The following is a 26,431-nucleotide window of genomic DNA, read 5'->3' as shown; positions in this document are numbered from 1 at the left end:
AAAGCCAAGCAGAGACAAAGACCGATTTGCATATAGCTTCGTCCATTAATCAACAAAATGGTATTGATTATGAAAAAGAGAATCCAATTGCTTATTTTAAAAATGCAGAAAACATCTATAAAGGTGGTATTTTAAAAAGTTTATCATCAATGGCTCGTTTAATTTATGGTGAATATGACTCTGAAACAATAGCTCCTGTGATCGCAATTGATTTAGAACGACACTTATATAGTCAATATACGTTTCTCTATGAAATTGGTGGATTAATCAATTATATTGTGGGAGCACATCCTTCAAACAAAGATACAAGTAGCTTCGATTTTTATTCGCAACATAATCATTGTCCTTGTTGCTCGGGGCGTCGTGTAATTGATAAATTTGATTTTGATATTGTTATTCAAGATAAAAATGCATCATTTTGGGATGGTTTATTGCACCCTGATGTGATGGCAATTTTGAAATTTTATAAATTCGATAAATTACAATTCATCTTTAATGAAATTAATAATGAGCTTGGTCAGGATATTAGTAAAAGTTTTAACGACTTGTCGGAAGAAGAAAAGCATACTTTTTTATATGGTTATTGGGAAAAATCATTTTATGATAAAGCGGGCAAGGCATCAAGGACATGGGAAGGTTTTAATCATATAATTGGTAACTATATCGTTATTTCAAAATCCATTATAAAAGAGCAAATTAAAGAGTCGAAAACAAAAATAACATGTCCAATTTGTCAAGGAACCGTACTAAACCATCGTAAAAAGCTAAAATTTGGCGATACAGATATTCGGGAGATTATTCAACTGCCAATAGACGAAGTGATGAAAATCGTTGGGAAATTACCCGCATTAGAAAAAATGAAAGCTATCGTTGGTGGTAATACGGTATTGACAGAAGATGTATCTCTTTTCCCAAGAGAAACTCAAGTCGCATTGAAAATGTTAGAATTAGAGCTCGCAAGCTTTGCAAATTATGAAATGGTTTTACAAAACGCGCTGCCATTTTGGGACAATATTCGTGGAAATATTGAAACTATCAGCATGCAAAATCGAATGACTATTTGTGATTTTGCCAACATTACCGAGACGAGAGAAACCATTATTGATAAGTATTTCACCAATGGCAAATACAAAAAGCTAACCTATGTCTATGAAGCATTCGGTTACAAAAAAATTGTGACATCCATTAATAAAATAAAGGCAAGTCATCCATGCCCATTTTGTAAAGGGAAGAAAGTAATTTCGGAAGATGGTCTCCATGATGGCGTATATAAACTATCGGTACCTTGTGTGAGTTGTTATGCAAGTGGCATCAATGATGAAGGGCGCCAGCAAGCCGTTGAAGGCATAGATGTGCAAACATGGCTAACTGGCATTGTAAGTGATGTAGTAGCGGAAAGTACAGATGCCGTTGCAAATATCCCCATTTTTAATCGCATTCGAGAATTGAACAAACGAGATATGATGGCGATATACGAGTGCCTTGAGCAAAATAATTAAACTTTTTTAGCTATATGTCAGCAAGCCCAGCAACTAGTTGTTCATCGCTAGCTGCTGGGCTTTCATTGTCGGTAGTGAATCTAATTTTACTTCATCATTCCGATAAAGAGAGGAAGCAACACTTCCATAGAAGGAGTGGGTTATTTAAAATTTTCACTTTGTGTATGCCCATATTGTAGGATGTACTCTTCTAACACATGTACAGGAATAAATAATCCTACTCGTCCATAAGGTTCCTTTTTCATCGTGGCAAAAATAATGCCGATTACCTCACCATCACTATTTAAAACAGGGCTACCACTATTGCCTTTGTACACAGGTGCTTGCATCATCATGACGGGTTCCTGCCAATCGTCAAGGTAAGTTTCTTTAAGTAATGTACCTTTATTAGCAATACCAGTGAAGGATAGTGGATTACCTATGAAATAAACAGACTCATTCTCTTGGTAACTAGGGTTATTTGCAAGAGTTAGTGAGGGTAGATTGGTACTAGTAACTTGCAAAAGTGCTAAATCAACTTCAGGAAAGCTTTGTAGTAACTGAGCTTCCATAAGCCCTTGTTCAGGAAATACAACGGACAATGTAAGGGCGTTTTCTACTACATGGGCATTCGTTACAATAAGACCTTCAGGAGAAATAACAAAGCCTGTACCTTTACTTGAGCCTGTAGAAACCTCTACAATCGCCTTTTTATATGTTTGAATATCTTCTTGTTGCGATAATTGACTTGATACCTTTATAAATTCGATAGCAGGAATGGAGTAAATTTGAAAAATAAGCGCAAACGTATTAAAAAATAGTACGAACGCCATAACCCACATAATCCATTTCATAATTGGCTTTTGTTTTTTAGCCTTTTTACCATGGGTAAGTCGTTCTCTTTCCTCAGCTAGCGCTTTTTGTTGCTCTGCCAGTACAAGTTCGATAAACTCTTCTTCCGTTAGTTCTTCCTCAGTAGTGTGCTTATGTATGTCGCTCATAAATGCTACCTCCTTACTTAAGAAAAAGGCGCCATGCGAGACGCCTGTTCAGACATTTTATTCAATTTTTTGCAAAGTTGACGTAATGATAAATGATTCTCCGTTATTTGTTACCATTTCGTCTTTTGTACGGATTAGTCCCACACCTTTGGCAAAATATTTAGAAGTCGTCATGTTGTCCTTTGTTTTAATAAGTTCAATAACATCGTGGAAAGTGGTTAAGCCCGTGGGTATAGAAGCAGTAGTCGAAAGTATTTCCCACCCATTAAAATGGCTTCCAACTTCCAAAGGCTGTTGTAAAATGATTTCAATAACTGGAAAAGTTGCTATATCGTGTGCTGTTGGCAATGTTGGCGTTTCATCTGCTGCTTCCATATAGACAAGTTCTATAGCAGATTTCGTAATACGATAGACTTTTAACAATGTGACGCCACCGTTATTTTCCACTTGAGCGATTGACGTTTCATCGATGTAGGTAGTTTGAAGTGTGTAACTAGCAAACTCGTTCCCTTCACCTTGAAAATAAGCAGTTGTTCCATCCTGTGGGAAATAGGAAGCGAGAACACTACTGAATGGTTGATTAGTTGCTTGTTCTTTATCGTTTTGCTCATCAGTATTAGTCGGATGGCTGGGCTGTGGATTTGTACTCGGACTAGTTGTACAGCCGACAAGTATTATTGCTAGAGAAAATAAGAATAAGATTCGAATACTATCAAACTCCTTTAGCAATTTTCTTTAAGTATACGTGAAAGGGCTCCTATATACGAATATTAAGAGAACCAGCTTTCTAACAACAAAATACGTTTATTCGTTGCATCTACTTTAATACGCAAGCCGATTGGCAATGGATGCAGTGGATGTGTATGGCAACAATCCACCTCAGCTAAAATTGGTATAGGATTCCCATCCAGCTGTTCTAATAAAACATCATAAGGTTTTCGACCTGTGCCTTCATCATCATACTGCTCATGCTTACCTAAAATAATTGCTGCAATTTTGTCGAAGTAACCATGTAACTTAAGCATTGCAAAGTTTTTTTCCACTACAGCAATTGTTTTGGATGTATCCTCTAATAATAAAATATCGCCCTCATTAATTTGAGGGAAGTAGGGGGTTCCAATAAAGCCATACATCGTATTGATATTCCCACCGATTAAACGACCTTCGGCACTACCTTGTTGAACTGTTATCCAAGAATTATCATGCTGCGTTTTTTCTACTGTTTTTTCAAGCCAATTGATTCGATCATCTGTCCAAATAGGAGGAGTCGACATTTCATAAGGAATTGAAACAGTTTGCATAAAGAGATCGATAAAATATTGTTCTGTGTAATTCACAAATGGTGGGAATTCTCCAAATGTAGATGCAACAGAGGGTCCGTAAAATACTGGTACGCCGGTTTTAGCATAGACGGCAAGGAGAATTGCTGTCACATCCGATAAACCAACTAGTATTTTGGGGGATTGTTGAATCGCTTTATAGTCTATATAAGGCAACATACTATTTGCATTTGTGCCACCCATTGTAGGTAAAATCATTTTCACTGTAGGGTCGTGTAATAGGTCATTGAGCTCCTGGGCGCGCTCCTTAGGTGTGCCAGAACGATAAATATCATTCATGCCAGTTAATGAACCTTCTTTAATTGTAAAGCCAAGTGCCTGTAACCGTGCCTTTCCTCGCTCATATCGGGCACGGGCAATAACTGAAGCTGGTTTTGAAGGCGAGTAAATGCCAATTGTATCGCCTTTTTTTAATGGGGAAAACATAAAATACCTCTTTCTATTAGTTTAAGTTGTAGCCCATTATACATGATTTAACAAAAATATGGGCAAAGTCTTTAACTTGAGGAAAGAGAGGTGAAAATCTACTGAAATTTAGAACAATCGTAGTAAAGGGGAGAATAAATAATATTTTTATGTAAACTTAATAATAGAAACTTGCGATACAATTAGGATTTTACTATGATAATAAGGAGTTAAAATTTTGGGGGGCGATAATATGTATCGACAAGTAGACGATTTTCTAAGTGAATGGACAATTGCAACAGAAGGAACTGCTCAAGTACTGAAAGCAATGACTGATGAAACATTAGATCAAAGCATTGTTGAAGGTCATAATTCACTTGGCTGGTTAGGCTGGCATTTAGTTGGTGCGGCAGGCTATTTTAGTTATTTAGTAGGTTTAAAGGTGCCGATGATTCGCCAAGAAGATCCTGTTCCAGCTACAGCAGCTGAAATTGTAGCGACATATGAAAAGACAGCTAATAGTATTAAAGAGGAAGCTGCCAAGCTTTCAAATGAAGACTTACTGGAGGAAGTGAACGGTTTTAACGGACCAATCCCTCGAGGTATATTATTACGCAAACTAATTGACCACCAAACACACCATCGTGGCCAAATGACTGTATTATTACGTCAAGCTGGCTTACCAGTACCAGGTGTACTTGGACCAACGAAAGAAATGCAAAAATAGTATCAGGCGGCAAATACATGATGTATTTGCCGTTTTTTTTTTTATGTTTATAATTAAAAACCTCCCCCAAGCGAGTGGGGGAGGTTTTATTTAAGAATGGATTAGTTTAAGCCTTGGCTATCTTTCCACTCTAAAAACTCATCGTATGTTAATTGTTTGTCTAAAATTGAACCATCTTCACGGATTTCAATGACACGGTTTGCAATCGTTTGAATGAACTGATGGTCATGAGAAGTGAAAATCATGGCACCTTTGAAGCGAATTAAGCCTTCATTTAGTGCTTGGATTGATTCAAGGTCAAGGTGGTTTGTTGGTTCATCTAGTAAAATAACATTGGCTGTTGCTAGCATCATTTTTGAAAGCATACAACGTACTTTTTCTCCCCCAGATAATACAGAAGGGGATTTTTTCACTTCTTCACCAGAGAATAGCATACGACCTAAGAAACCACGTAGGAAGCTTTCTGTTTCATCGTCAGGTGAATATTGACGAAGCCATTCTACTAATGATTTTTCTGAACCTTCAAAGTATTTATCATGATCGTTTTCGAAATAGCTTTGAGATGTTGTAACACCCCATTTAAATGTACCAGCATCAGCTTCTTTATCTTCCATTAAAATATCAAGAAGTGCTGTTTTAGCCATAGGGCTACCAAGTAAAACGATTTTATCATCTTTATTCATTGAGAAACGAATGTCTTTAAATAACGTTTGACCGTCTTGACTTGCTGTAAGACCATCAACTGTTAATACATCATTACCGATTTCGCGGCCGATTTGGAAGTTGATGAATGGATATTTACGGCTAGAAGGTCTAATGTCATCAAGCTCGATTTTATCCAACATTTTTTTACGTGATGTTGCTTGTTTTGACTTTGACGCATTGGCAGAGAAACGAGCGATAAACGCTTGTAATTCTTTAATTTTTTCTTCTTTTTTAGAATTTTGGTCTTGCGCCATTTTTTGTGCTAATTGAGAAGATTCATACCAGAAATCATAGTTACCCACATATAATTGGATTTTTGAGAAATCAAGATCCGCGATATGTGTACATACTTTGTTTAAGAAGTGACGGTCATGGGATACGACGATAACTGTATTTTCAAAGTTAATTAGGAATTCTTCTAACCACTGAATCGCTTTTAAGTCAAGGTGGTTGGTAGGCTCATCCAGTAATAATACATCTGGTTGACCGAATAATGCTTGTGCTAATAATACTTTGACTTTGTCAGAACCTTCAAGATCACCCATTAACATATAGTGAAGATCATCTGAGATGCCTAAACCGTTTAATAATGTTGCTGCTTCTGATTCAGCTTCCCAACCGTTTAGCTCCGCAAATTCACCTTCTAATTCAGCAGCACGCATGCCATCTTCATCAGAGAAATCTTCTTTTGCATAAATAGCATCTTTTTCATTTTTCACATCATACAGGCGTTTGTTACCCATAATAACAGTATCAAGCACTGTATGCTCATCGTATTCAAAGTGATTTTGTTTAAGGACAGATAAACGTTCGTCCTTACCCATTGATACATTTCCTTCTTGTGCTTCAATTTCACCAGAAAGAATTTTTAGGAATGTTGATTTTCCTGCCCCATTTGCCCCGATTAAACCGTAGCAATTTCCAGGGTTGAATTTTATATTTACGTCTTCAAATAGTTTACGATCGCCATAGCGAAGACCTACATTACTTACTTGAATCATGCAAGTTCCTCCTTTTTTCACAATGGCTTTAGTATATCATGAAATATGTTCCATAGTCTATAAACATTATGACATCAACGTTTACCGATAATAGTAATGTATCTAATAGTGCAATCACTAGTACAAGTCGTTGATTATCACTGAATAAAGATACAAATATTCATTTTAGAAGAAAAAATAATGTTGAAGTTGACTTTCAAGATTGGATAATATAGAATATTCCAAAATCAATAGTTGCTAAATTCTGTGAAAAAGAAAGTAATTCATTTTGTGCTGCTAAGCGAATTAGGGATGGTGGAAGCCTAATGCAGACCGTATGAATGAAACGCACTTTGGAGAAGTTTCTCGAAATGTCAGTAGAGAATATCGGGGAGTCACCTCGTTAACAATAGAAAGTGGTCATAATGATGGCAACTAGAGTGGTACCACGGGAATCTATGCTCTCGTCTCTTATTGAGACGAGGGCTTTTTTTTATTTTGTAAAAGGGGGAAATGGACAAATGAATTCACAAATTGCGAAAAGTATTGCTATAGCGCTCAAATATCAAGTGAAAGTAGAAGAGATTGAAAAATTACTTGAAAAACCTAAACATGTAGACCTTGGTGATTTTTCATTACCATGTTTTAAACTGGCTAAAGAGCTTGGAAAATCTCCTCAAATAATTGCATCTGAAATTCAAAAAAATTTAACGTGTGATTTGATTCAGTCGATTGAAATAGTTGGCGGATATATCAATTTATTTTTAAATCAACATATCATTACACAACAAATACTAAGCAAAATAATGAAAGAACAAAAATTATATGGAGCGAGCCCAATAAATAAAGGCAACGTTGTGTTCGATTTTTCTTCTCCAAATATTGCGAAGCCTTTTTCAATGGGTCATTTGCGCTCAACGGTCATTGGGAATGCACTCGCCAATATCGCTGAGAAAAATGGCTATAATGCCATTCGCATTAATCATTTGGGGGACTGGGGAACACAGTTTGGAAAACTAATTGTTGCTTATAGACATTGGGGAAATCAACAGACAATTAAAGCTGCACCTATTAAAGAATTATTGAAAATTTATGTGAAGTTTCATGAAGAAGCGGAAAAAGATTCTACTCTAATTGAGCAAGCGCGAGCTGCATTTAAATCGTTAGAGGATAAGGATGATGAGGCACTTAAGCTTTGGCAATGGTTTAGAGATGTTTCATTGGAAGAATTCATAACACTTTATCAGCTTCTTGGAATTAAATTTGATGCTTACGATGGTGAAGCTTTCTATAATGATAAAATGCAAAATGTAGTAAATGAATTACAAACAAAAGGGTTGCTGACATTATCAGAAGGTGCTTATGTTGTTGAATTAGAGGAAATGCCGCCTTGTATCATTACTAAAACAGACGGCGCGACACTTTATGCAACACGTGATTTAGCAGCTGCCTTTTATCGCATACAACAGTATCATCCTAAAAAAATATTTTATATTGTAGGACATGAACAAACACTGCATTTTAAACAGTTATTTAATGTGGTGGAGAAAATGGGTTATGAATGGGCAAAAGATTTAAGTCATGTAGCTTTTGGGATGATCTTAAAAGACGGCAAAAAAATGTCAACGCGTAAAGGCAAGGTTGTTTTACTCAATGACGTATTGACTGAAGCTATAGAGACGGCAAAACAAAATATCCAATTGAAAAATCCAAATTTACAAAATAAAGAAGAGGTTGCTAAGGAAGTAGGTGTCGGTGCAGTTATTTTCAATGATTTAAAAAATTATCGCTTACATGATATTGATTTTTCAATTGAGCAAATGCTGCACTTTGAAGGAGAGACAGGTCCATATATTCAATACACGTATGCTCGTATTTTCTCAATTTTAGATAAAGCTGATGTTCAACTTGAGGAAATGACTTATCAATCATTAGGTGTGCAGGCATGGCCAGTCATTCTATTACTAGAACAATTTCCTCGAGTTGTTACAAATGCTTATGAACAAGCGGATCCGTCATTAGTTGCTAAATATGCATTACAATTAGCACGCGCCTTTAATAAATATTATGCTAATAATAAGATTTTATCGAATGATGATCTACAAAGTTCTCGTTTAACTTTATGTCATTGTGTAGCAATCATGCTAGAAGAATCGTTAGCACTTTTAGGCATTAGTGCACCAAAAAATATGTAATGTTGTTTGTATTATAATGCACAGCGTTATTTTCTTGAACTGAGCAATTTTATATGTAATTTACCGAAATATTGACGATATGCAGAAAAAATGGTAAAAATAATATAAGAAATCAGATGTCTGACAACGACGGAAGTTAATCAAGTGCTGGTTGAAAGAGAAATAATGAATTTGGCGTGAAGAAAGGTATTAATCGCATGAATAATAAACAATGGACGACTTCAATAGTATTTGCTGTTGTCAGTATATTTTTCGTTGCCCTCAATATGCGACCTGCTGTAACAGGGATTGGCCCCTTGTTTAATGTGTTAATAGAGTCGCTACAAGTATCCAATACACAAATGAGTTTACTGACATCCATTCCAGTGTTCTGTATGGGACTATTTGCACCATTGGCTGTCCCGCTACAAAGACGTCTTGGTACGAAGTCTGCTATTGCACTGCTTTTAGCCCTGCTTGCCCTAGCTAATGGATTACGATTGATAAAAGAAAGCTATGCATTGCTAGTCGTGACAAGTTTTGTAGCAGGATTTGTAATTGCTATTATCGGTCCGATGCTAAATGCATTTATTAAAGAAAAATTTCCTAGTCGATTTACTACAGTTGTTGGAGTATATTCTTTTGGCATCGGGACAGGTGCAACATTAAGTGCGGCATTAACGGTATCATTTTATAATGGTTTTCATAACAACTGGACAATTGCACTTGGTAGTTGGGCAGTACTTGCCGTATTCGCTCTTATTATTTGGTTGCTCGTTATTCAAAACAAGAAAGGTCAACTGTCTGTACAAGAGGAAAATATTACAAAGGAAGCAGCACGTAATCCGTGGAAAAACGGTCGAGCGTGGACGATTTTACTTTATTTTGGTCTGCAAACATCGCTATTTTTCTCAATGATGTCTTGGCTAACGCCAATGCTACAAGATAAAGGCTTCTCACTTGTTGCTGCTAGTTCCATGCTAACTTTTTTATCTATCGTACAAATGATAGGGAATATTGTCGTACCGTTGCTAATGGAAAAATGGTCAAGTCGCATTCATTGGCTTCTATCATTAGGCATTATGGGGGTCATCGGTTTTGCACTATTGTGGATAGGAACAGGATTAATGTTATGGGTAGCTGTCCTAATTATTGGGATAGTGCTTAGTGGATTGTTTCCAATCGGTTTATTATTACCATTGGATGAAGCACGTAACAATGAAGAAGCCAATAGCTGGTCATCAATGGTGCTGTCCGGGGGTTTTATGATGAGCGCCGTTATTCCGACGTTAATTGGTTATTGCTATGATTTAACGGGTAATCATTCGTTCACCTATACAATATTTTTAGTTTTAATGCTCGGTATTATTGGTACAACACTCGTATTAAAGAAAGAATAAATACATGACGGGCATGCTTGAATAATAGGGCATGTCTTTTTTTATAAATCATATTACAAAATGCATCCAGTAGTTCTCTCTTGATGCCTAAATTTTTCAGTTGTATAGAGTGGAGGGAGGCGACTCCTGCGGGAACAGCACAAAATGTAAGCCGCAACAGACCGCGCGTTTGCGAGGGTTGAGGCTTACATTTTGCCCTCGGTAAGCGTCCGCCCGTAACGGAAATCAATTGCAGTTAAATGAAGGAGGAAGAATTCTGTTTTGTGTTGAAATCCTGCTTCAAAAGAACAAGACTACATATTTCGAGTTTTTGGTATTCCAGTAGAAAAACAGAATTAAATTCTGTTTTTCTTTTTTTATGGAGTATAAGGAAAATAAGTGAAAAAATCAGTTAGTTGTTACTATTATTTAAAATAGGTTTTTTCTCTTTTTTAATAGGAAGCGTTTGTTCTAAAGAAAAAAATCAATAATGATATTATGTAAACTTGAAACGAATGAAATCCTTGTTTATGATAGAATAGGAAAGAAGATGAGAAAGAAAGTACTGGTGAATGTATGCGAAACAAAATGCTAATCGTTGGAGCGGCAACCTTCCTATTAACTGGCTGTAGTGATCAGTCCGTTGCAGAAATGTTTAACAAGGAAAAGGCTGAAGTGAAATCGGAAAAGCCTGTGGAGAAGCAGGAGGAAAAGCTTGTTCCAGAGGTGAAGGTTGTAGGAGAGAACGGAATTGGTGCAGGCATTATAGTGAAAAAAGAGCCAAAGATGCTCTATATTGTAACGAATGGAGCACTCGTATCATCAAAGCCTACAGCGCTTGTGCAATTTAGTAACGATAAGCTTGTAGAAGCTGAAGTACGCTATATGTCGACAGCCTATAATATAGCCGTGCTACAAGTGAAATATAACGCTTCGGTTAACGTTCCAACAGTTTATAATGGGAATTTGGATAACCTAGCTGTGTATGTCGATGGTTTACCACACACAATCAAAAAATATAATGACAAAGTAGCTGCTTATTATATTGATGGAGAGGAAGCCTTACCACCAGGTAGCCCTGTGATGGAGGCCGAGAAAGGTCAAATCGTGGGTATTTATTTTAATCGGCAGCAACAAGGTGTTTCACAACCATACATATTGCCACTGAAGGATATTGTACAATTACTTGATGAATGGATTACTGACGGCATGAAGGCAAAAGATCGTTTGTCCCAATCAAAAAATCTATACACGTATAGTGAAGACGGGGACAAAGAAGCAGTACAACAAGCTATCGAGAAATATGGTAAGGATGTTTTTGCTTATAACGAGGACGAAGTAAAAATATTTATTGACACATTTCATGAACATCTAAAAGCAGCTGTTGCGATTAATGATGCAAGTGTAATGAAGACTGTCACTGGAGCAGATGATTTACAGAGCACGCTGAATGACATGGTTGCCTATTATGCGTCTAAGCAAGCAAAAATTCATTTTTCGAATACGACAATTAAACGTATAGAGAAAGTTGGGCAAAATATTGTTGTGCGCGCAAAAACGGAATATGTGCTGACCAATTCTGCTGGGCAGGAGGCACTGGCCAATTCCATCATGACATATGAAATTTTTAAAAATGATCAGGGCGAGTATAAGTTAATTCGTCTTACAGCAGAGGAGTGAGAAAAATATGGAGCAAGCAAAACAAATGCTACAGCACCACTTTGGGTACGATTCGTTTCGCACCGGACAAGCCCAAATTATTGAGCAAACGTTAAGTGGACAGTCGAGCCTATGTGTCATGCCAACAGGTGGGGGGAAATCGATTTGCTATCAAATTCCTGCCCTGATGCTTGATGGCTTAACGATTGTTATCTCACCGTTAATATCACTCATGCAGGATCAGGTAGAGTCGTTGCGAGCAGCAAATATACCAGCTGCTTATATTAATAGTACGTTATCTACACAAGAAGTAGATGAAACAATGCAGCTAGCGAGTGCAGGCTATTTAAAGCTTCTATATATTGCCCCTGAAAGATTAGAAAGTGCCTCCTTTTTACAGGCGTTATCACAATTATACGTTCCATTGCTAGCAGTCGATGAGGCTCACTGTATTTCACAATGGGGACATGATTTTAGACCAAGTTATCGTGCGATTCAAAAATTGTTTACACTGTGGCCACAAAAACCAACTGTTCTCGCATTAACTGCTACTGCGACACCTGCCGTTTGCGAGGATATCCGTCAATTATTAACGATTGATGAAGAGGCAACGCTTATTACTGGTTTTGAACGTGAAAACTTAGCTTTTACCGTATTAATCGGTGAAAATAAAGAACGATATATTAAAAATTATATTGAAAAAAATAAAACAGAAGTAGGTATTATTTACGCAGCGACACGTAAATCGGTCGATAGTTTGTATGAAATATTTGTTCGTGCTGGTGTATCGGTCGCAAAGTATCATGCAGGGCTATCAGAGGACATGCGCATGTCTGAGCAGGAACGTTTTTTAAAGGATGAAGCTCGTATTATGATCGCAACGAATGCGTTCGGGATGGGAATAGATAAAAGTAATGTTCGCTTTGTTATTCACTATCAAATGCCGCGCAATATGGAGAGCTACTATCAAGAAGCGGGGCGTGCAGGGCGTGATGGACTGCCAAGTGCCTGTATATTGCTTTATGCTTCAGGAGATGTACAAACACAACGATTTTTAATAGAGCAAACACGTGATGAAGCACGAATTGCACAGGAATTAGAAAAATTACAAACAATGGTTGATTATTGTCATACAGAAGGTTGCCTTCAAAATGCGATATTAACGTATTTTGGTGAAGAACCAGGCGAACCTTGTAATCGTTGCAGTAATTGTAATGACAGCCGTGAAGTGAAAGATGTCACTGTAGATGCGCAAAAGGTTTTGGCTTGCGTCGTACGGATGGGGCAAAAATTCGGTAAAACGATGGTTGCGCAAGTATTAATCGGCTCTAAAAATCAAAAGGTTCTTGAATTTGGGTTTTCAAGACTTTCAACATATGGCATTTTAAAAGGTCAGTCTTCAAAGGAAGTTTCAAATTTTATTGAGTTTTTAATTGCGGAAGGATTACTAGCTGTGAAGCATGGGACATTTCCAACGATTTATGTTTCAGAGGAAGGGAAATCTGTCCTGTTAGGCAGTCGAATAGTTATGCGAAAAGAAGCGGTTACTGTTCGGGTCCTTGCAGATAATGACCCGTTATTTGAACACTTACGATTATTACGAAAAGAGATTGCGGATGAAGAAAAGGTGCCACCATTCGTTGTGTTCTCTGACAAAACGTTGCGTGAGTTATGTGATAAAAAGCCGCTGGAGCTCGAGGGACTAAGACAGATTAGTGGTATAGGTGAAGTGAAATTTGAGAAATATGGTAAGCGTTTCTTTGAGGCAATGCAGTCATTTAACCTTACCTCAAAAATTAATGAGTAAAAGAAAAAGAATCCATTGTGTTTTTTTACAATGGATTCTTTTCTTGTTGAAATGAAATAGAAGGGCCTCGCTACACTAAATCCGCTTATTTCTTCCAATGGTCTGCAATAAATTCATCACGCCCAGATATAGCGCGATCTTGCTTATAATGTTCTGATTCTTTTTTATAATAATCTTGATGGTAATCTTCAGCTGGATAAAAGTGTTGAGCATCACGAATAATGGTTACAATAGGTTTATCAAAGCGACCACTATTCGCAAGTTTTTCTTTCGATGCCTCTGCAATTCGTTTTTGTTCTTCTGAATAAGTAAAAATTGCAGTTGAGTATGACTCACCTCTGTCGTGAAATTGACCATAGGCATCTGTTGGATCAATTTGCATCCAATAAATATCAAGTAATTGTTCGTAGCTAAATATCGACGAATCAAATTCGATTTCTACTACTTCTAAATGACCGGAGTTGCCCTTTTTAACATCTTCATATGTTGGATTTTCTAAATGGCCACCCATATAGCCAGATGTGACCTTATGTATGCCGTCCCACTCTACAAATGGCTTAACCATACACCAAAAACAGCCACCTGCAAACGTCGCTTTTTCAATCATGTTCATCATCCTTTCTACCGTGAAAATATTATAGCATTATTTTGCTCATAACTGGCAAATAGGGTGTAAAATAACGAATAGAGAGATGTTGATGAGGTTAGAAAGAAAAATGAAACTTTCCTTACTAGCAATCGTTACATTACTATAAAAAAATAGAGGAGTTATTTTGATATGGAAGAGCAAGACTATACAAGACGCTCGCAACGTCCAAAAAAACGTCGATTGCGTAAAGGGAGAGCATTGTTTACGTTCTTATTACTCTGTGTCATTGTAATTGCGGGATATAGCATTATGCAATATCGTAGTGGTTTACAATTAGCAACTGACACAAAGGTAGCACAAGAAGATTTTAGTGGGGACAAAATCAATAGTGATATTGAAAACTATTTATTATTAGGAATTGATACACGTGGTGAAGAAAAATCACGAACTGATACAATGATGGTATTATCTTGGAATAAGAAAACCAATGATGTCAAGCTTGTTTCATTTATGCGTGATATTTATGCAGACATTCCTGGCTACCAATCCTATAAACTAAATACCGCATACTATTTAGGTGGTGTTCAGCTATTAAAAGATACATTAACTAATATGTTTGGATTACCAATTCATCACTACGCACTTGTAGATTTTAAAAATTTTGAATCACTTGTTGATATTTTAGCACCAAATGGTGTGGAAATAGATGTTGAAAAAGATATGTCTGAAAAAATTGGCGTTACGCTTACTAAAGGTACTCATAACCTCAATGGGCAGGAATTACTAGGCTATGCAAGGTTCCGTCACGATGCGGAAGGAGATTTTGGTCGTGTTGCCCGCCAGCAAAAAGTAATTGAAGCATTAAAAAATGAAATATTAGCACCCCAAAATGTATTCAACTTACCAAAATTTATTGGTGCAGCCCAAGGCTATGTGACAACTGATTATTCATCTTCAGGCGAAATACAACAAGTTTTAAAAATGGTGTCTAAAGGGAAAATATCAATAGAGAAAGCGACAGTACCAATTGAAGGCAGCTATGATTTCCAAAACTTTAGCCATGCAGGGTCTGCGATTGTTATTGATGAACAGAAAAATAAAGAGTTTTTAAGTAAATTTTTAGGTATTTCTTTAGAGTGATGTTTCGCAAAAGCCAACATTATCCTGTAAAATATAGGTGAGCATTTGGATTGGGGTGTGAATATGAGAGAACAAAGACCAAAGGAGCATTCAAACTTTTTTTCGACGAAGTTTATCCGCTTTTTAGGTGGTAAAAATTTATTATTTACGTTGATTATTTTATTATTACTCGCATGTGTGATTTTTATGTTTGGAAAAGTTTCCTTCATATTTACCCCGCTACAAGTATTATTCGAAGTTGTAATTTTACCAGGGGTGCTTGCCGTAATAGGATATTATTTATTACGACCATTATTAGGAATACTTGAAAAGTGGCGTATCCCTAGAGCTTGGGGCATCTTAATTTTGTATATCGGTGTCATTGGCGTCATTACGTTACTTGTCGTGCTAGTTTATCCTTTTTTACGTGATCAATTTACGAATTTAGCACAAGAATTCCCTGTGTATTTTATGGCACTAACCCAAAATATTGTGGAATACTTGAATAACTCACGCGTAAATGAGTATTTAGCCAATATGGATTTTAACTATGAAAAAGTAGTGATGAATTTCACTACAGACATTATCGAAACAGTAAAAGATACAGCAGCAAATTTAGCACAAGGTGTTGCTACTGGTATAACAGGATTTCTTTCAACCTTAACGGGCATTATTTTGTCGCTCGTTACAGTACCTTTTATTTTATTTTATTTACTGAAAGATGGAGAAAAACTGCCGAGATTCGTCATGAAAATTTGCCCACCGCGCATGCGCACAGGTTTACATGATGTTTTACACGATATGGACAAGCAAATTAGTTCTTACATACAAGGGCAAATTTTAGTTTCAATGTGTATCGGAGCAATGGTCACGATTGGTTTCTTAATTATCGGCATGAAATATGCATTGCTACTTGGCTTCCTAGCGATGATTACAAGTGTAGTACCATATTTAGGACCGGTTATAGCTATTACACCAGCAGCCATTATCGCGCTTGTTAATTCTCCATTCATGCTAGTGAAACTTGCCATCGTTTGGACAGTAGTGCAGTTGATTGAAGGGAAGTTTATATCTCCACAAATTATGGGGAAATCATTAAGCATCCACCCAGTTTCCATTATTTTCGTATTATTAACAGCAGGTTCGCTATTTGGTGTACCAGGTGTTATTTTAGGGATTCCAGGCTATGCAATCTTTAAAGTCCTTGTAACACATTTATTTAAATTATTTAAGAAGCGATACAATCGATATGAGGATGAAGAAGTACAAAAATATGATGTATAAAAGAAACAGCTACTGCGAGCATGCGGTAGCTGTTTTGTTAATTAATAATAGAAATAATAAAAGCATGTGAAATGGGAGTACCCTATATCACATGCTTTTTGTATTGTTATTAAATTGAAACGTTTTTCAGACGATCTACTGCTTCTTGCAATACGTCCTTTGGCTGCACAAGTGCAAGTCGCAAGTAACCTTGTCCTGCTGTTCCAAAGACAGTTCCAGGTACTGTGACAACACCGATTTGCTCAATTAGCTTAAATGCTAATTCGGTACAGTCAATATCGTACGGATATTTTGCCCAAACGAACATGCCACCATCTGAAGGCGCTGCATCCCAACCTAGTTCATGTAAGCCGTTCATTAGTGTTTTATGACGTTCTGAGAAAGTTGCACGCAAGTTCGCTGTAATTTCTTCTGCATTATCTAATGCTACTACAGCAGCATCTTGAATCGGTTCAAAAATACCGAAGTCTAAATTCGATTTAAGTTGCTTTAAGACAGCAATCATTTCGGCATTACCAGCAATATAAGCAATTCGCGTTCCAGCTAAGCTGAAGCTTTTTGAAAGCGAATTAATTTCCATCCCAACTTCTTTTGCACCAGGTGTTGCTAAAAAGCTAATAGGACCATCACCCGTAAAATAAAACTCTGAGTATGCTGCATCATGAAGCACAATTACGTTATATTTTTTAGCAAAAGCAATTACCTTTTCGAAATATGCAAGAGAAGGCATAGCAGGTACAGGATTTCCTGGTAAATTTAAAATAAGTAGTTTAGCCTTAAGTGCAATTTCTTCCGGCACTGCGTCTAAATCCGGTAAATAATCGTTTTCAGCTGTTTGAGGCATATAGTAAGGTGTTGCACCAGCTAAATGTATGCCAGCATCGTAAGCGACGTACGCTGGATTCGTTGATAGTACGATGTCTCCTGGATCACAAAAGGCGATAGGTAAATGTACTAAACCTTCTTGAGAACCAATCGTTTGAATAATTTCATTAGTAGGATCTAAATCGACGTTACTACGACGTTTATAGTAACGGCTTACCGCATCGTAAAAGCGTTGTGTTCCTGATAGCGTATAGCCATATGATTCTTCTAAGCTAGCTCGATACGATAAATGCTCACGAATTTTCGCATGAGGTGGAAGATCTGGGCTACCTAAGCTTAAATCGATTAAAGACATTCCTTTTTCTTGTTGTTGCTTTGCGAAGCTCTTTAAATCTCCGAAAATTGCTGGGGTGAATAATGACATTTTTTTTGATGGTACGATTTTCAAAACTAGTACACTCCTTATAGTTGTATAACAGAATAATAGTAGTTCACATTTTAACATACTAAAGCACAGAAAGGGAAAGTTATTCTGAAAAAAGAATATATTCTATTAATGGAGAAGATGCTTGCATAGACTAGCGGAAAAATTTAAGCTAATATGAGAAAAGCTCGCGCATATGATAGCGTCTGGCCCATATCAGCAAAAATAGAGTGATAATTCTGCTATTATTAAGCGAGGAAGGTGTGTGTGTGGATGAAGGTATGTTCGTTAAGTGGACCGAGTGGAACAGGGAAAAGTACTAGTGCTCTAGTTTTTGCACATAAAATAGGGGTAGAAGCAATAATTGATGATGGTTTACTAATTGTCAATGGAGTTAAAGTAGCGGGCATATCCGCGAAATTTGAAAAAAATACGATCACAGCTGTACGACGCGCGATTTTCACAGAGGAAACTCACCGTGAGGAAGTCATTAAAGCACTCGATTCATACAGTGTTCAATCTATTTTAATCATCGGCACGTCTGATAAAATGACAAAAAATATTGCCCAGCGTTTAGCGCTAGGACCAATTGAAACATATTATTACGTCGAGGATATTCGTTCACAAAAGGAAATTCAAAAAGCGAAATTTATTCGCCAGACACAAGGAAAGCATGTTATGCCGATACCATATCGCCAAGTTGAGCAAAATTTCTTTAAACGACTCATTCAAAAGGGGAAAGAGATTTTCACTCCGAAGCGCGAAAAAATTGGTGAAACAACAATTGTTAGACCTGATTTCCAACAAGAATATATTGAAATTGAAAAGCAAGTGTATGTACAGTTACTCATGTACTGTTGTAATCAGCAAGATATTGTGCAAAAGGTTGAGCAAATACAGTTTAGTCTAGGAGAACAGGCAAAGGCGACCATTTCACTGCAATTAAAAATGCCGATTGATTATTTATTACCACGTCGCTTATATCAATTACAAGAAGAAATACAACGTTCGTTCTTTCAACATTTTGGCTATGAACTAGATGTCATCAATCTTTATGTTCATGCCGCTTTGCATAAACGAAAATAAAATACAGGTACTCCATACGCGAAAAGGCGAGAGTACCTGTATTTTTATTTTGATGGTCGTGTAAATTGCGGTTGACGTTTTTCGACAAAAGCGCGACAGCCTTCTGTAAAATCATTGCCTACAAATGGTGTAGAACCTTGCCAAAGTGCTGGTACACTATCAATACATTCTTGTACAGATTTTTTTACAGCTAGTAATGATTCTGGTGACATACCAGCAACAAGCTTACCCATCCGAATCATAAATTTATTTATGTCCTTTTCAGCAACTAAGTAGTTGAGCATGCCAAGCTTAAATGCTTCTTCCGCTTTAAACATCCGACCAGTAAATACTAAATCCTTCGTTGTAGAAGGGCCGACAAGTTGGACAAGGCGCTGAGCGAATTTGTTGTTTAATGTAATGCCTAACTTGCCTACGGGAATACCTAATTTCGCTTTTTCAGAGCCGATGCGAATATCACAAGCTAATGCTAGCTCTAAACCAGCACCCATCGCCGGACCGTTAATAACACCAATAGTTGGAATTGGTAAACGTTCAATTGTTGAAATCGTTTTTTCCATATGTAAAAATGCTTCCTCTGCTTTTTCAAGTGAAATGGCGTTAAATTCTTTAATATCAGAGCCTGCCGTAAAGTTTTCACCTGATCCACGTAAAATAAGCACTTTATTTTTCGGATTATCCAACACTTTTAGGGCAATGTTAGCTAATTGATCCCACATATTTGCTGTTAGCGCATTTTTCGCCTGCGGTCGGTGAATCGTAATGATCGCAAGTCCAGCCGTTTCCTGATAAATAATTTTGGCATCTTCAGCTTCAAGACGAGTCGTTCTTACTTGCATAATTGAAAAGCCCCCTATATTTAGATAGTACTTATATTATATAACACAAAGGAGGGTAAACACTAAATAATACGAATTTTCATGTATTTTCAGCCTGTTATACAAAATTACAAACATTTTCAAGCGATTGTACTACAACAGAATATTGCTATTGTAATAAAGCAAAAGATATGAGAAACTACTATAGGAACATTTGTTTCTTTATTAAAAAAGGGACTTTTCCATAGGAGAAGCGGTAATCTATCACTTTATAACAGATTATCCGACACTAAAGTTATTAAAAAAAAATAGACTACACGCTCAAAAAATATTATAAAATTAAATTAACTTACGCCCTATCTAATAAGGAGGAAGCAAAATGGTGACATTGAAGGAGGCATGGCAAAGCTATTTATTGCTTTTAGATTCATTAAAGAAAAGTGCTGCTACGAAAAAACAATACAATATTGATGGACAGCAATTTTTAGCTTTTGCTAGTGAGCAAAACGTTGAACATGTTGACAACGAATTCAAAGAATTAATATGTATATATAGTAATTATTTAAAAGAGAACTATCCAAATGTTAATACATTCAATCACAAAATCGCTTCACTTCGGAGTTTTGTAGACTTTATTTTTTTGAGAGAATGGGCAGAACCGTTCGATTATGAAAGCATTTTACAGCCCAAAAAGAGAGGTAAGAATTCCTTAAAATTGCTTACGAAAGAGCAATTAATGAGCATTACAGAAGTATGGCCAACTTATTTTCAATACGCAAAAACACAAGAGCATGCTTGGTTAGCAAGAAGAAATGGCTGTATTGTTCAAATGTTTATCGAAACAGGTTGTAAGCCAGCAGAAATTGTTCGCATGAAATGGGCGCATCTTGACCTTGATAATTTACATATTTCTATTGCCAATCATAACGGTAAGAGAGAAATTAAGCTTTCAATTGTTTTAGTAGAAATGTTGTTGCATTATCAAGCTGCAACGGAGGAATTACATCAGAAAAATGTGGGGGAATGGCTTTGGGTAAGTGAGGCAAGCCAAACGAAAGCAATCACGACAAAAACAATAGAACGAATTTTCCAAACGATATCTAAAGATATTGGCACTAATGTGCGAGCAACGGATGTACGTTACACTGTGCTTCAAAAAGCGTTACAAAGCGAAAAAACAATAGAAACGATACAGCAAAACATGGGGTATGTTCGAAAATGGGTGTTAACGGAACGAGGAGAAAGATTTAAATAGACGTGCAGTAAAAGATGTTTTCACACGTTTCACTGCACGCTCTATTAAAAATGCGTTAAAGCTTTAACATTTACTTTGACTGTCAAATCATGCTTGCCGCCTGTATATACACCTTCGACGGGACTAATATCTGTATAGTCACGGCCAATGCATAAAATAATGTGATTTTCTAATACTTCTACATTATTTGTTGGGTCTAAACCAATCCAACCGATGCCAGGAATCATCACTTCAACCCAGGCATGTGTAGCACTATCACCGATGAGAGCTGAATTTTCATCGACATATAAATAGCCACTAACATAGCGAGCAGGTATTCCTTTAGCACGTAAAATCGCTAGCATAACATGTGTGAAATCTTGGCAAACACCTCGTTTTAAATCAAATGCCTGGCTTGCAGTTGTCATGACATTTGTTGCTGTTGGATCATATTCAAATGTCGAATATAAATACTGCATTAAATTAAGCGAAAACAGTACTGGATTTTCTGCGTGACCAATGGCATGAAAAACATCTTCTATCTGTGCATCAGTCATAAACGTAAAGCTCGTTGATTTTAAATAGGGCAAATAATGCTCATAAAATAGCTGGGAATGGAAAATCGTCTGCATCTCTGGTGAATATTGAATCCGATGAATAAATGGTGCTCGTTGAATACTGACGATAGACGTTGTTTCTATTTCTAGTTCTTGATGTTGCTCAGGAATATAAAATGTACCGACCGTATTGCCCCAAATATCTGCATGCTCGCGCGTCAATGATGAGGGCGAAATAGCAATGCGATAGGACAGCAAGCGCTGACGCTCATCACTTCGAGGCTTTAAGCGGATTGTATTCAAGCTTTGATCGACTTCAGATTCATATTGAAAAATATTTGTATGTTGAATTTCAAATTTCATCGTGTCCGCTTCCTTTTGATTACTGACTTGCGTGTTGAAAAGGAGCTGTGAATTGTTCCTTTCAAGATTGTAGGCTGGGTTCATATAAGTGATAAATTGTCGAAAATGTATGACCAAAATCAATACATTGACACAATCTTTCCTCCATTGAAAATATTGCTTCCTCTAAGGAAGATGTCGATAAATCGATATTGTTTATAGCAATTAACAAAGCTCTTAACGGCGTGTTAAGTGCTAAAAATCGTTCTGTTAAATGGTCTTCTTCGATATGTGTAAATGCCTCTTCTAGTTTTTTGAGACAAACAATTACTGAGCGAGGAAAATGATCATCATGTAATAAATATTGTATAACATTTTGTAAATGTGTTTGATGATGCTTACGCAGGTAGGGTTCTGTTGCTTTTGATAAATCGAGCAAAAATGTTCCGTCTGCTTCTTGTAAATCGCTAGCCATTAGTTTTTGTTGCTCTAGCATAATTAAAATCATTCGAATCATTTTTTCTGCACGTTCAAGCCATTTGCCAACTTGCATAAAATAAAAAGGCAAATCCCGTTCCATTGAGCCCTCAATTAATCCAGTAACCGTCAAAGATGTCTTACGAACATTGTGTAAAAAATAGTTTAAAGATATTAACGGAAAAGGGCGTTCTCGCACTGTGATCTCTTGCTGCATATATAAATAAAAGGCATTGTGTAATTCCCATAACTCAATAGGGATACTATCACGTGTAATGCGTGCATTTTCCCGAATAGCTCTTAATGTTGCATGTATAGCATTGCTATTGTTCTCCGAAAATAAAAGGTATTCAATAAGAGGATTGACACGAATGACTTCATAGTATGATATAAACTCTTCTTTCGATGCACAAATGTCTAATATTGCTTCCCAGTGATCAAGATATTCATTTTCCTTACCTGATTGCTCCAACATATTCAACAGCTGTACTTGTAATATATGTGCATTAGTTTCTGTTCGTTCACTATATCTTGCCATCCAATATAGTGCGTCTGCTACTCGACTTAGCATGTTGCAATTCCTCCTTTAATATCCACGTATCTTTTGCTCCACCACCTTGAGATGAATTAACGATTAACGAGCCTTCTTTAAGTGCAACACGCGATAAACCTCCGGGAAGTACAAAAATATCACCGCCGTTCATAACATAAACCCGTAAATCGACATGACAAGGATAAAATTTGCCATGCTGATATGATGGTGCACGTGATAGCTGAATAGTCGGTTGCGCAATGTATTGATTTGGATGTTTTACTATTTTTTCATAAAAGCTTGCGATTTCCTCTTCACTTGCATGTGGTCCAATTAGCATATCGTAGCCACCTGAAGCACTTACATTTTTAATCACTAATTCTTTTAAATGGTCAAGAACCCATGCTCGTTGACTTTCATCTTCAAGATGATAGGTCGTCACATTTTCTAAAATCGGCTCCTCATTTAAATAATAACGAATCATATCAGGTACATAGGCATACATCGCTTTATCATCCGCAACACCATTGCCAACCGCATTCAAAATTGCGATATTGCCCGCTTTATAGGCTTCTATTAAATAGGGTACTCCTAGTAAAGAATCTTCTCGAAAGACAGTAGGATCTAAGAAATCATCATCAATACGGCGATAAATAATATCTATTTGCTCAAGACCATATATAGTCTTCATATAAACTTTAAGATCCTGAACGATTAAATCTCGTCCTTCCACAAGCTGAATATTTAATTGTTGCGCTAAAAATACATGATCGTAATAGGCAGAATTATACATCCCTGCTGTTAAAAGCACTGCTTTCGGTTCTACATTTGCTTTTAAAGCTGTTGGCCGATGTGCAAGAAGGGCATTCTTCATAATTGTCATCTGTTTCTCAAGAGATTGGATTGTATGTTTTGAAAAGAACTCAGGATACACTTCCTTCATAACATATCGGTTTTGAAAAACGTACGAAATGCCAGAAGGATTACGTAAATTATCTTCCAGTACACGATAAACACCATTTTCATCGCGAATTAAATCAATTCCAGCTAAAAAAATATGATTATTAATAGGCACTTGTACACCTAGCATTTCTGGATAATAAAATGGATTTTGTTCGATAAGGCTTTTTGGAATAATCCCGTCTTTAACAATTAGCTGTCTATTATAAACATCATGTAAAAAACAGTTTAAGGCTTTAACACGCTGTTTCATACCTGTTTCAATGATGTTCCATTGTTCATGTGGGATAATAATTGGGACAAAATCAAAAGGCATTGTCCGCTCCGTCCCACCCTGTGCACCATATACAGTAAATGTTATACCTTGTCTAAGAAAGCTTGATTGAGCTTGCTGGTATTTTTCTTCTAGCTGATCTTGTGAAAAAGCACTAAGCTTACGATGGAAAGAGCGATAATGTGGTTTCGGCTGATCACCATCTAACATTTCATCAAAAAAAGAACCTGAATCATACAATTTCATCATGTGAACCGCCTCCGAATTTAAGTAGTAGAAAAAACGTGTTACACTAATAGGAAATACATAAAAGGAGCTAGTAAAAATGACAAATATTAACTTAATGCAAGCTTATGAGTTAGACAAGCTATCAAAACTCAATTTATCTGACGAGAAGATTTTACAGACTTTACGAACTGGGGATGTGTCATCATGGCGTAACCTAGAACCAAAGTATGAATTTAATGAAACGTTGGCTCTTTATCAAGAAGGGGAACAAACATTTCTTGATGCCTATCACGGTAATTATCGAATTAAATATGTAACATTACCGGGCATTCAGCGTTTACTACATCTGCGTTTTCAATTAGAAGAAACAAAGAATTTCCAATTAGAAGATACAGGAATTAACAATTTATTTTGCGATGATGAAACTATTTCGAAAATTCAAAATATGTTATCTACTAATTGGAAGCTAACAAAGCAAAATGATGGTACATATAGTATTTTCGCCAAATAAATACAAATACCCAAAAATTTACACGCGCGTTATGAGACGAATCGACTCGCATCGTTACCCGACGTTTGATTTTTCGATTCGTCTCAGCGCATACTAGTATACTAGAGTTTAATATTCATTCTACGAACGCTTTATGCATAAAAAGTGAAACCTAATAAAAAAATAGTGAAAAAGCTAATTTTTTATTACGAAAATATTTTCATCATTAGCTAATAAATTTCCTCGGGTTAGTGCTTAACATCCTATGGAAATTAATAGCTTCTTTTTATGAAGAAGAGGGGACACCCTAAGCTGCAATGTTCGCAATTCGAGTGATTCTTTAATGTCGATAATAAAAAACAGTTGGCGGCTAACCGAGATGATTTCTATTACTTAGAAGTCATCTTTTTTTTATTCCGAATAAGAACATATGTTCTAATTGTTATAAATAGGCACTTTTTTATCAATAAAGTTCCCAAATTTATATTTGGGAACGTTTTTTCGTGGTAAAATAGAGAAAATAGAGGTGATTTTATGCAGAAGACTCAACTACCTAAAATAATGAAAGATTTCCTTGTCTACTTAACGACGATCAAAGGGAAATCGCAACGCACTAGAAAAGAATACGAATACGATCTCTCATTATTTTTTCGTTTCCACTTAGCTATGCAAAACGATATTGAGATAGCGCAATTAGAAAAAATTAATATTGCTACTATTACAATAGAAGAAATCCGTGATATTACTTTGGAGGATCTCTACTTATTTATGGAATATTGCGAAGTGCAACGTCAAAATTCCGCTTCTGCTAGAGCACGGAAAGTAGCTACATTAAAATCGTTTTTCAAATACATTAAAGGAAAACGCCGTCTCATTGAAGAGAATCCAGCCGAAGAGTTAGAAACGCCGAAGATTGGGCGCAGAAAACCAATTTATATGAATATGGAAGAGGCAACACAGTTTATCGAGGGCATTCAAATACATCGCGCATCTCCACGCAATTATTGCATGATGATGTTTTTCTTAAATCTAGGTATACGAGTATCCGAGCTTTGCCAACTAAATACATCGTCAATACAAGGACGCTATTTGACTGTTATCGGAAAAGGCAATAAAGAACGGACAGTTTATTTGAATGATAGCTGCATCCAAGCACTAAAAAATTATGAACAAAGCGGAAAAGCGCCGTACAAAGGCGAAGGAGAAGAGCCCCTTTTCGTTTCACAAAAAGGAACACGTTTTACACGGCAAACAGTAGCCAAAATCGTCAAACAAATAAACAAACAATCGGGGCTACAAAAAGATCGGCTAACGCCTCATAAATTGCGTCATACATCCGCAACAATGATGTATAAAGCTGGGGCAGATATTCGAAGCTTACAACATATACTTGGGCACTCTAGTGTCGCTACAACCCAAATCTATACGCATATTGAGGATGAGCAATTACAGCATGTTCTAGAGAATAACCCATTCAATATTGTAGAGAATAACTAATGTAAGAGAATACTTGCTAGATTAGTGCATATATAAAAAG

At 36.6% G+C, this 26,431-nt stretch carries 21 protein-coding genes, 1 pseudogene and 1 other annotated feature; of the genes and pseudogenes, 12 read left to right on the top strand and 10 right to left on the bottom strand.

Features of this window, described 5'->3' with window-relative positions:
* Window positions 1-68: 68 nt before the first annotated feature.
* Window positions 69-1,499 (top strand): annotated as a pseudogene (locus tag ACIQXW_RS07475) (excinuclease ABC subunit UvrA); the annotation flags it as partial.
* 140 nt (window positions 1,500-1,639) lie between these two features.
* On the opposite strand, the gene ACIQXW_RS07470 reads toward ACIQXW_RS07475, so the two are convergent.
* From ACIQXW_RS07470 to ACIQXW_RS07460, 3 genes are read right to left on the bottom strand one after another with little or no spacing between them, the layout of a single operon-like run.
* The gene (locus tag ACIQXW_RS07470) at window positions 1,640-2,479 is read right to left on the bottom strand and encodes a S1C family serine protease (protein ID WP_340824531.1); all 840 of its coding nucleotides are present in this window, start codon (window positions 2,477-2,479) and stop codon (window positions 1,640-1,642) included.
* Between the two features lie 57 nt (window positions 2,480-2,536).
* On the bottom strand, window positions 2,537-3,208 hold the full coding sequence (locus ACIQXW_RS07465) for a hypothetical protein (RefSeq protein ID WP_402760819.1): 672 nt from the start codon (window positions 3,206-3,208) through the stop codon (window positions 2,537-2,539).
* Between the two features lie 41 nt (window positions 3,209-3,249).
* Window positions 3,250-4,245 carry a S66 family peptidase gene (locus ACIQXW_RS07460; protein ID WP_402760817.1) on the bottom strand — a complete coding sequence of 332 codons (996 nt, stop codon included), beginning with the start codon at window positions 4,243-4,245 and terminating at the stop codon, window positions 3,250-3,252.
* A 232-nt stretch (window positions 4,246-4,477) separates the two neighbouring features.
* Here ACIQXW_RS07460 and ACIQXW_RS07455 point away from each other — a divergent pair, with 232 nt between their 5' ends.
* Window positions 4,478-4,951: a DinB family protein gene (locus ACIQXW_RS07455; RefSeq protein ID WP_402760815.1), complete on the top strand. Its 474-nt coding sequence runs from the start codon at window positions 4,478-4,480 to the stop codon at window positions 4,949-4,951.
* 101 nt (window positions 4,952-5,052) lie between these two features.
* Here the strand turns inward: ACIQXW_RS07455 and ACIQXW_RS07450 are convergent, their stop codons facing one another.
* The gene (locus ACIQXW_RS07450) at window positions 5,053-6,657 is read right to left on the bottom strand and encodes an ABC-F family ATP-binding cassette domain-containing protein (RefSeq protein WP_340824539.1); all 1,605 of its coding nucleotides are present in this window, start codon (window positions 6,655-6,657) and stop codon (window positions 5,053-5,055) included.
* Between the two features lie 237 nt (window positions 6,658-6,894).
* Window positions 6,895-7,111, top strand: a binding site (T-box leader).
* A 46-nt stretch (window positions 7,112-7,157) separates the two neighbouring features.
* Between ACIQXW_RS07450 and argS the strand changes: the two genes are divergently transcribed.
* The 4 genes from argS (at window position 7,158) to recQ (ending at window position 13,655) form a co-directional block, all read left to right on the top strand.
* Window positions 7,158-8,831 (top strand): arginine--tRNA ligase, encoded by a 1,674-nt coding sequence (gene argS, locus ACIQXW_RS07445; RefSeq protein WP_402760813.1) that lies wholly within the window; start codon window positions 7,158-7,160, stop codon window positions 8,829-8,831.
* Window positions 8,832-9,028: 197 nt separating this feature from the next.
* Window positions 9,029-10,210, top strand: coding sequence for an MFS transporter (locus tag ACIQXW_RS07440; RefSeq protein WP_402760811.1), 1,182 nt, complete (start codon window positions 9,029-9,031; stop codon window positions 10,208-10,210).
* A gap of 555 nt (window positions 10,211-10,765) precedes the next feature.
* On the top strand, window positions 10,766-11,869 hold the full coding sequence (locus ACIQXW_RS07435; protein ID WP_401016770.1) for a TcaA NTF2-like domain-containing protein: 1,104 nt from the start codon (window positions 10,766-10,768) through the stop codon (window positions 11,867-11,869).
* 7 nt (window positions 11,870-11,876) lie between these two features.
* Window positions 11,877-13,655 (top strand): DNA helicase RecQ, encoded by a 1,779-nt coding sequence (gene recQ, locus ACIQXW_RS07430; protein ID WP_401016768.1) that lies wholly within the window; start codon window positions 11,877-11,879, stop codon window positions 13,653-13,655.
* Between the two features lie 85 nt (window positions 13,656-13,740).
* Here recQ and msrA read toward each other — a convergent pair whose 3' ends face one another.
* A complete protein-coding gene (gene msrA / locus ACIQXW_RS07425; protein WP_401016766.1) occupies window positions 13,741-14,262 on the bottom strand; it encodes a peptide-methionine (S)-S-oxide reductase MsrA in 522 nt (173 codons plus the stop codon).
* A 171-nt stretch (window positions 14,263-14,433) separates the two neighbouring features.
* Here msrA and ACIQXW_RS07420 point away from each other — a divergent pair, with 171 nt between their 5' ends.
* Both ACIQXW_RS07420 and ACIQXW_RS07415 read left to right on the top strand, forming a co-directional pair.
* Entirely contained in the window at window positions 14,434-15,384 is a 951-nt protein-coding gene (locus ACIQXW_RS07420; RefSeq protein WP_402760808.1) for an LCP family protein, read from the top strand.
* 63 nt (window positions 15,385-15,447) lie between these two features.
* Window positions 15,448-16,647, top strand: coding sequence for an AI-2E family transporter (locus ACIQXW_RS07415; RefSeq protein ID WP_340824550.1), 1,200 nt, complete (start codon window positions 15,448-15,450; stop codon window positions 16,645-16,647).
* A gap of 109 nt (window positions 16,648-16,756) precedes the next feature.
* Here ACIQXW_RS07415 and ACIQXW_RS07410 read toward each other — a convergent pair whose 3' ends face one another.
* Window positions 16,757-17,920: an aminotransferase class I/II-fold pyridoxal phosphate-dependent enzyme gene (locus tag ACIQXW_RS07410; RefSeq protein ID WP_340824551.1), complete on the bottom strand. Its 1,164-nt coding sequence runs from the start codon at window positions 17,918-17,920 to the stop codon at window positions 16,757-16,759.
* Between the two features lie 249 nt (window positions 17,921-18,169).
* Here ACIQXW_RS07410 and ACIQXW_RS07405 point away from each other — a divergent pair, with 249 nt between their 5' ends.
* Complete coding sequence (locus ACIQXW_RS07405) at window positions 18,170-18,982, top strand: hypothetical protein (RefSeq protein WP_402760806.1); 813 nt, start codon at window positions 18,170-18,172, stop codon at window positions 18,980-18,982.
* A gap of 44 nt (window positions 18,983-19,026) precedes the next feature.
* Here the strand turns inward: ACIQXW_RS07405 and ACIQXW_RS07400 are convergent, their stop codons facing one another.
* On the bottom strand, window positions 19,027-19,821 hold the full coding sequence (locus tag ACIQXW_RS07400) for an enoyl-CoA hydratase/isomerase family protein (protein ID WP_340824554.1): 795 nt from the start codon (window positions 19,819-19,821) through the stop codon (window positions 19,027-19,029).
* A 358-nt stretch (window positions 19,822-20,179) separates the two neighbouring features.
* On the opposite strand from ACIQXW_RS07400, the gene ACIQXW_RS07395 reads away from it, so the two are divergent.
* Window positions 20,180-21,055 carry a tyrosine-type recombinase/integrase gene (locus tag ACIQXW_RS07395; RefSeq protein ID WP_402760804.1) on the top strand — a complete coding sequence of 292 codons (876 nt, stop codon included), beginning with the start codon at window positions 20,180-20,182 and terminating at the stop codon, window positions 21,053-21,055.
* A 44-nt stretch (window positions 21,056-21,099) separates the two neighbouring features.
* On the opposite strand, the gene ACIQXW_RS07390 is transcribed toward ACIQXW_RS07395, so the two are convergent.
* The 3 genes from ACIQXW_RS07390 to ACIQXW_RS07380 all read right to left on the bottom strand — a co-directional run bounded on the left by ACIQXW_RS07390 (window position 21,100) and on the right by ACIQXW_RS07380 (window position 24,425).
* The gene (locus ACIQXW_RS07390) at window positions 21,100-21,954 is read right to left on the bottom strand and encodes a transglutaminase family protein (protein WP_401016756.1); all 855 of its coding nucleotides are present in this window, start codon (window positions 21,952-21,954) and stop codon (window positions 21,100-21,102) included.
* Between the two features lie 61 nt (window positions 21,955-22,015).
* Window positions 22,016-22,981: an alpha-E domain-containing protein gene (locus ACIQXW_RS07385; RefSeq protein ID WP_340824560.1), complete on the bottom strand. Its 966-nt coding sequence runs from the start codon at window positions 22,979-22,981 to the stop codon at window positions 22,016-22,018.
* On the bottom strand, window positions 22,935-24,425 hold the full coding sequence (locus ACIQXW_RS07380) for a circularly permuted type 2 ATP-grasp protein (protein ID WP_402760801.1): 1,491 nt from the start codon (window positions 24,423-24,425) through the stop codon (window positions 22,935-22,937). Before ACIQXW_RS07380 ends, ACIQXW_RS07385 begins: the two co-directional genes overlap by 47 nt.
* A gap of 76 nt (window positions 24,426-24,501) precedes the next feature.
* Here ACIQXW_RS07380 and ACIQXW_RS07375 point away from each other — a divergent pair, with 76 nt between their 5' ends.
* Window positions 24,502-24,915 carry a hypothetical protein gene (locus tag ACIQXW_RS07375; RefSeq protein WP_402760799.1) on the top strand — a complete coding sequence of 138 codons (414 nt, stop codon included), beginning with the start codon at window positions 24,502-24,504 and terminating at the stop codon, window positions 24,913-24,915.
* A gap of 513 nt (window positions 24,916-25,428) precedes the next feature.
* Window positions 25,429-26,391: a tyrosine recombinase XerC gene (locus ACIQXW_RS07370; RefSeq protein ID WP_402760797.1), complete on the top strand. Its 963-nt coding sequence runs from the start codon at window positions 25,429-25,431 to the stop codon at window positions 26,389-26,391.
* The last annotated feature ends 40 nt before the right edge of the window (window positions 26,392-26,431 follow it).

Origin of the sequence: Lysinibacillus sp. NPDC097162 (genome assembly GCF_044762185.1) — a bacterium.
Lineage (GTDB): Bacteria > Bacillota > Bacilli > Bacillales_A > Planococcaceae > Lysinibacillus.
Note: the sequence above shows the minus strand (reverse complement) of the source record. Positions and strands in the feature narration are given on the sequence as shown.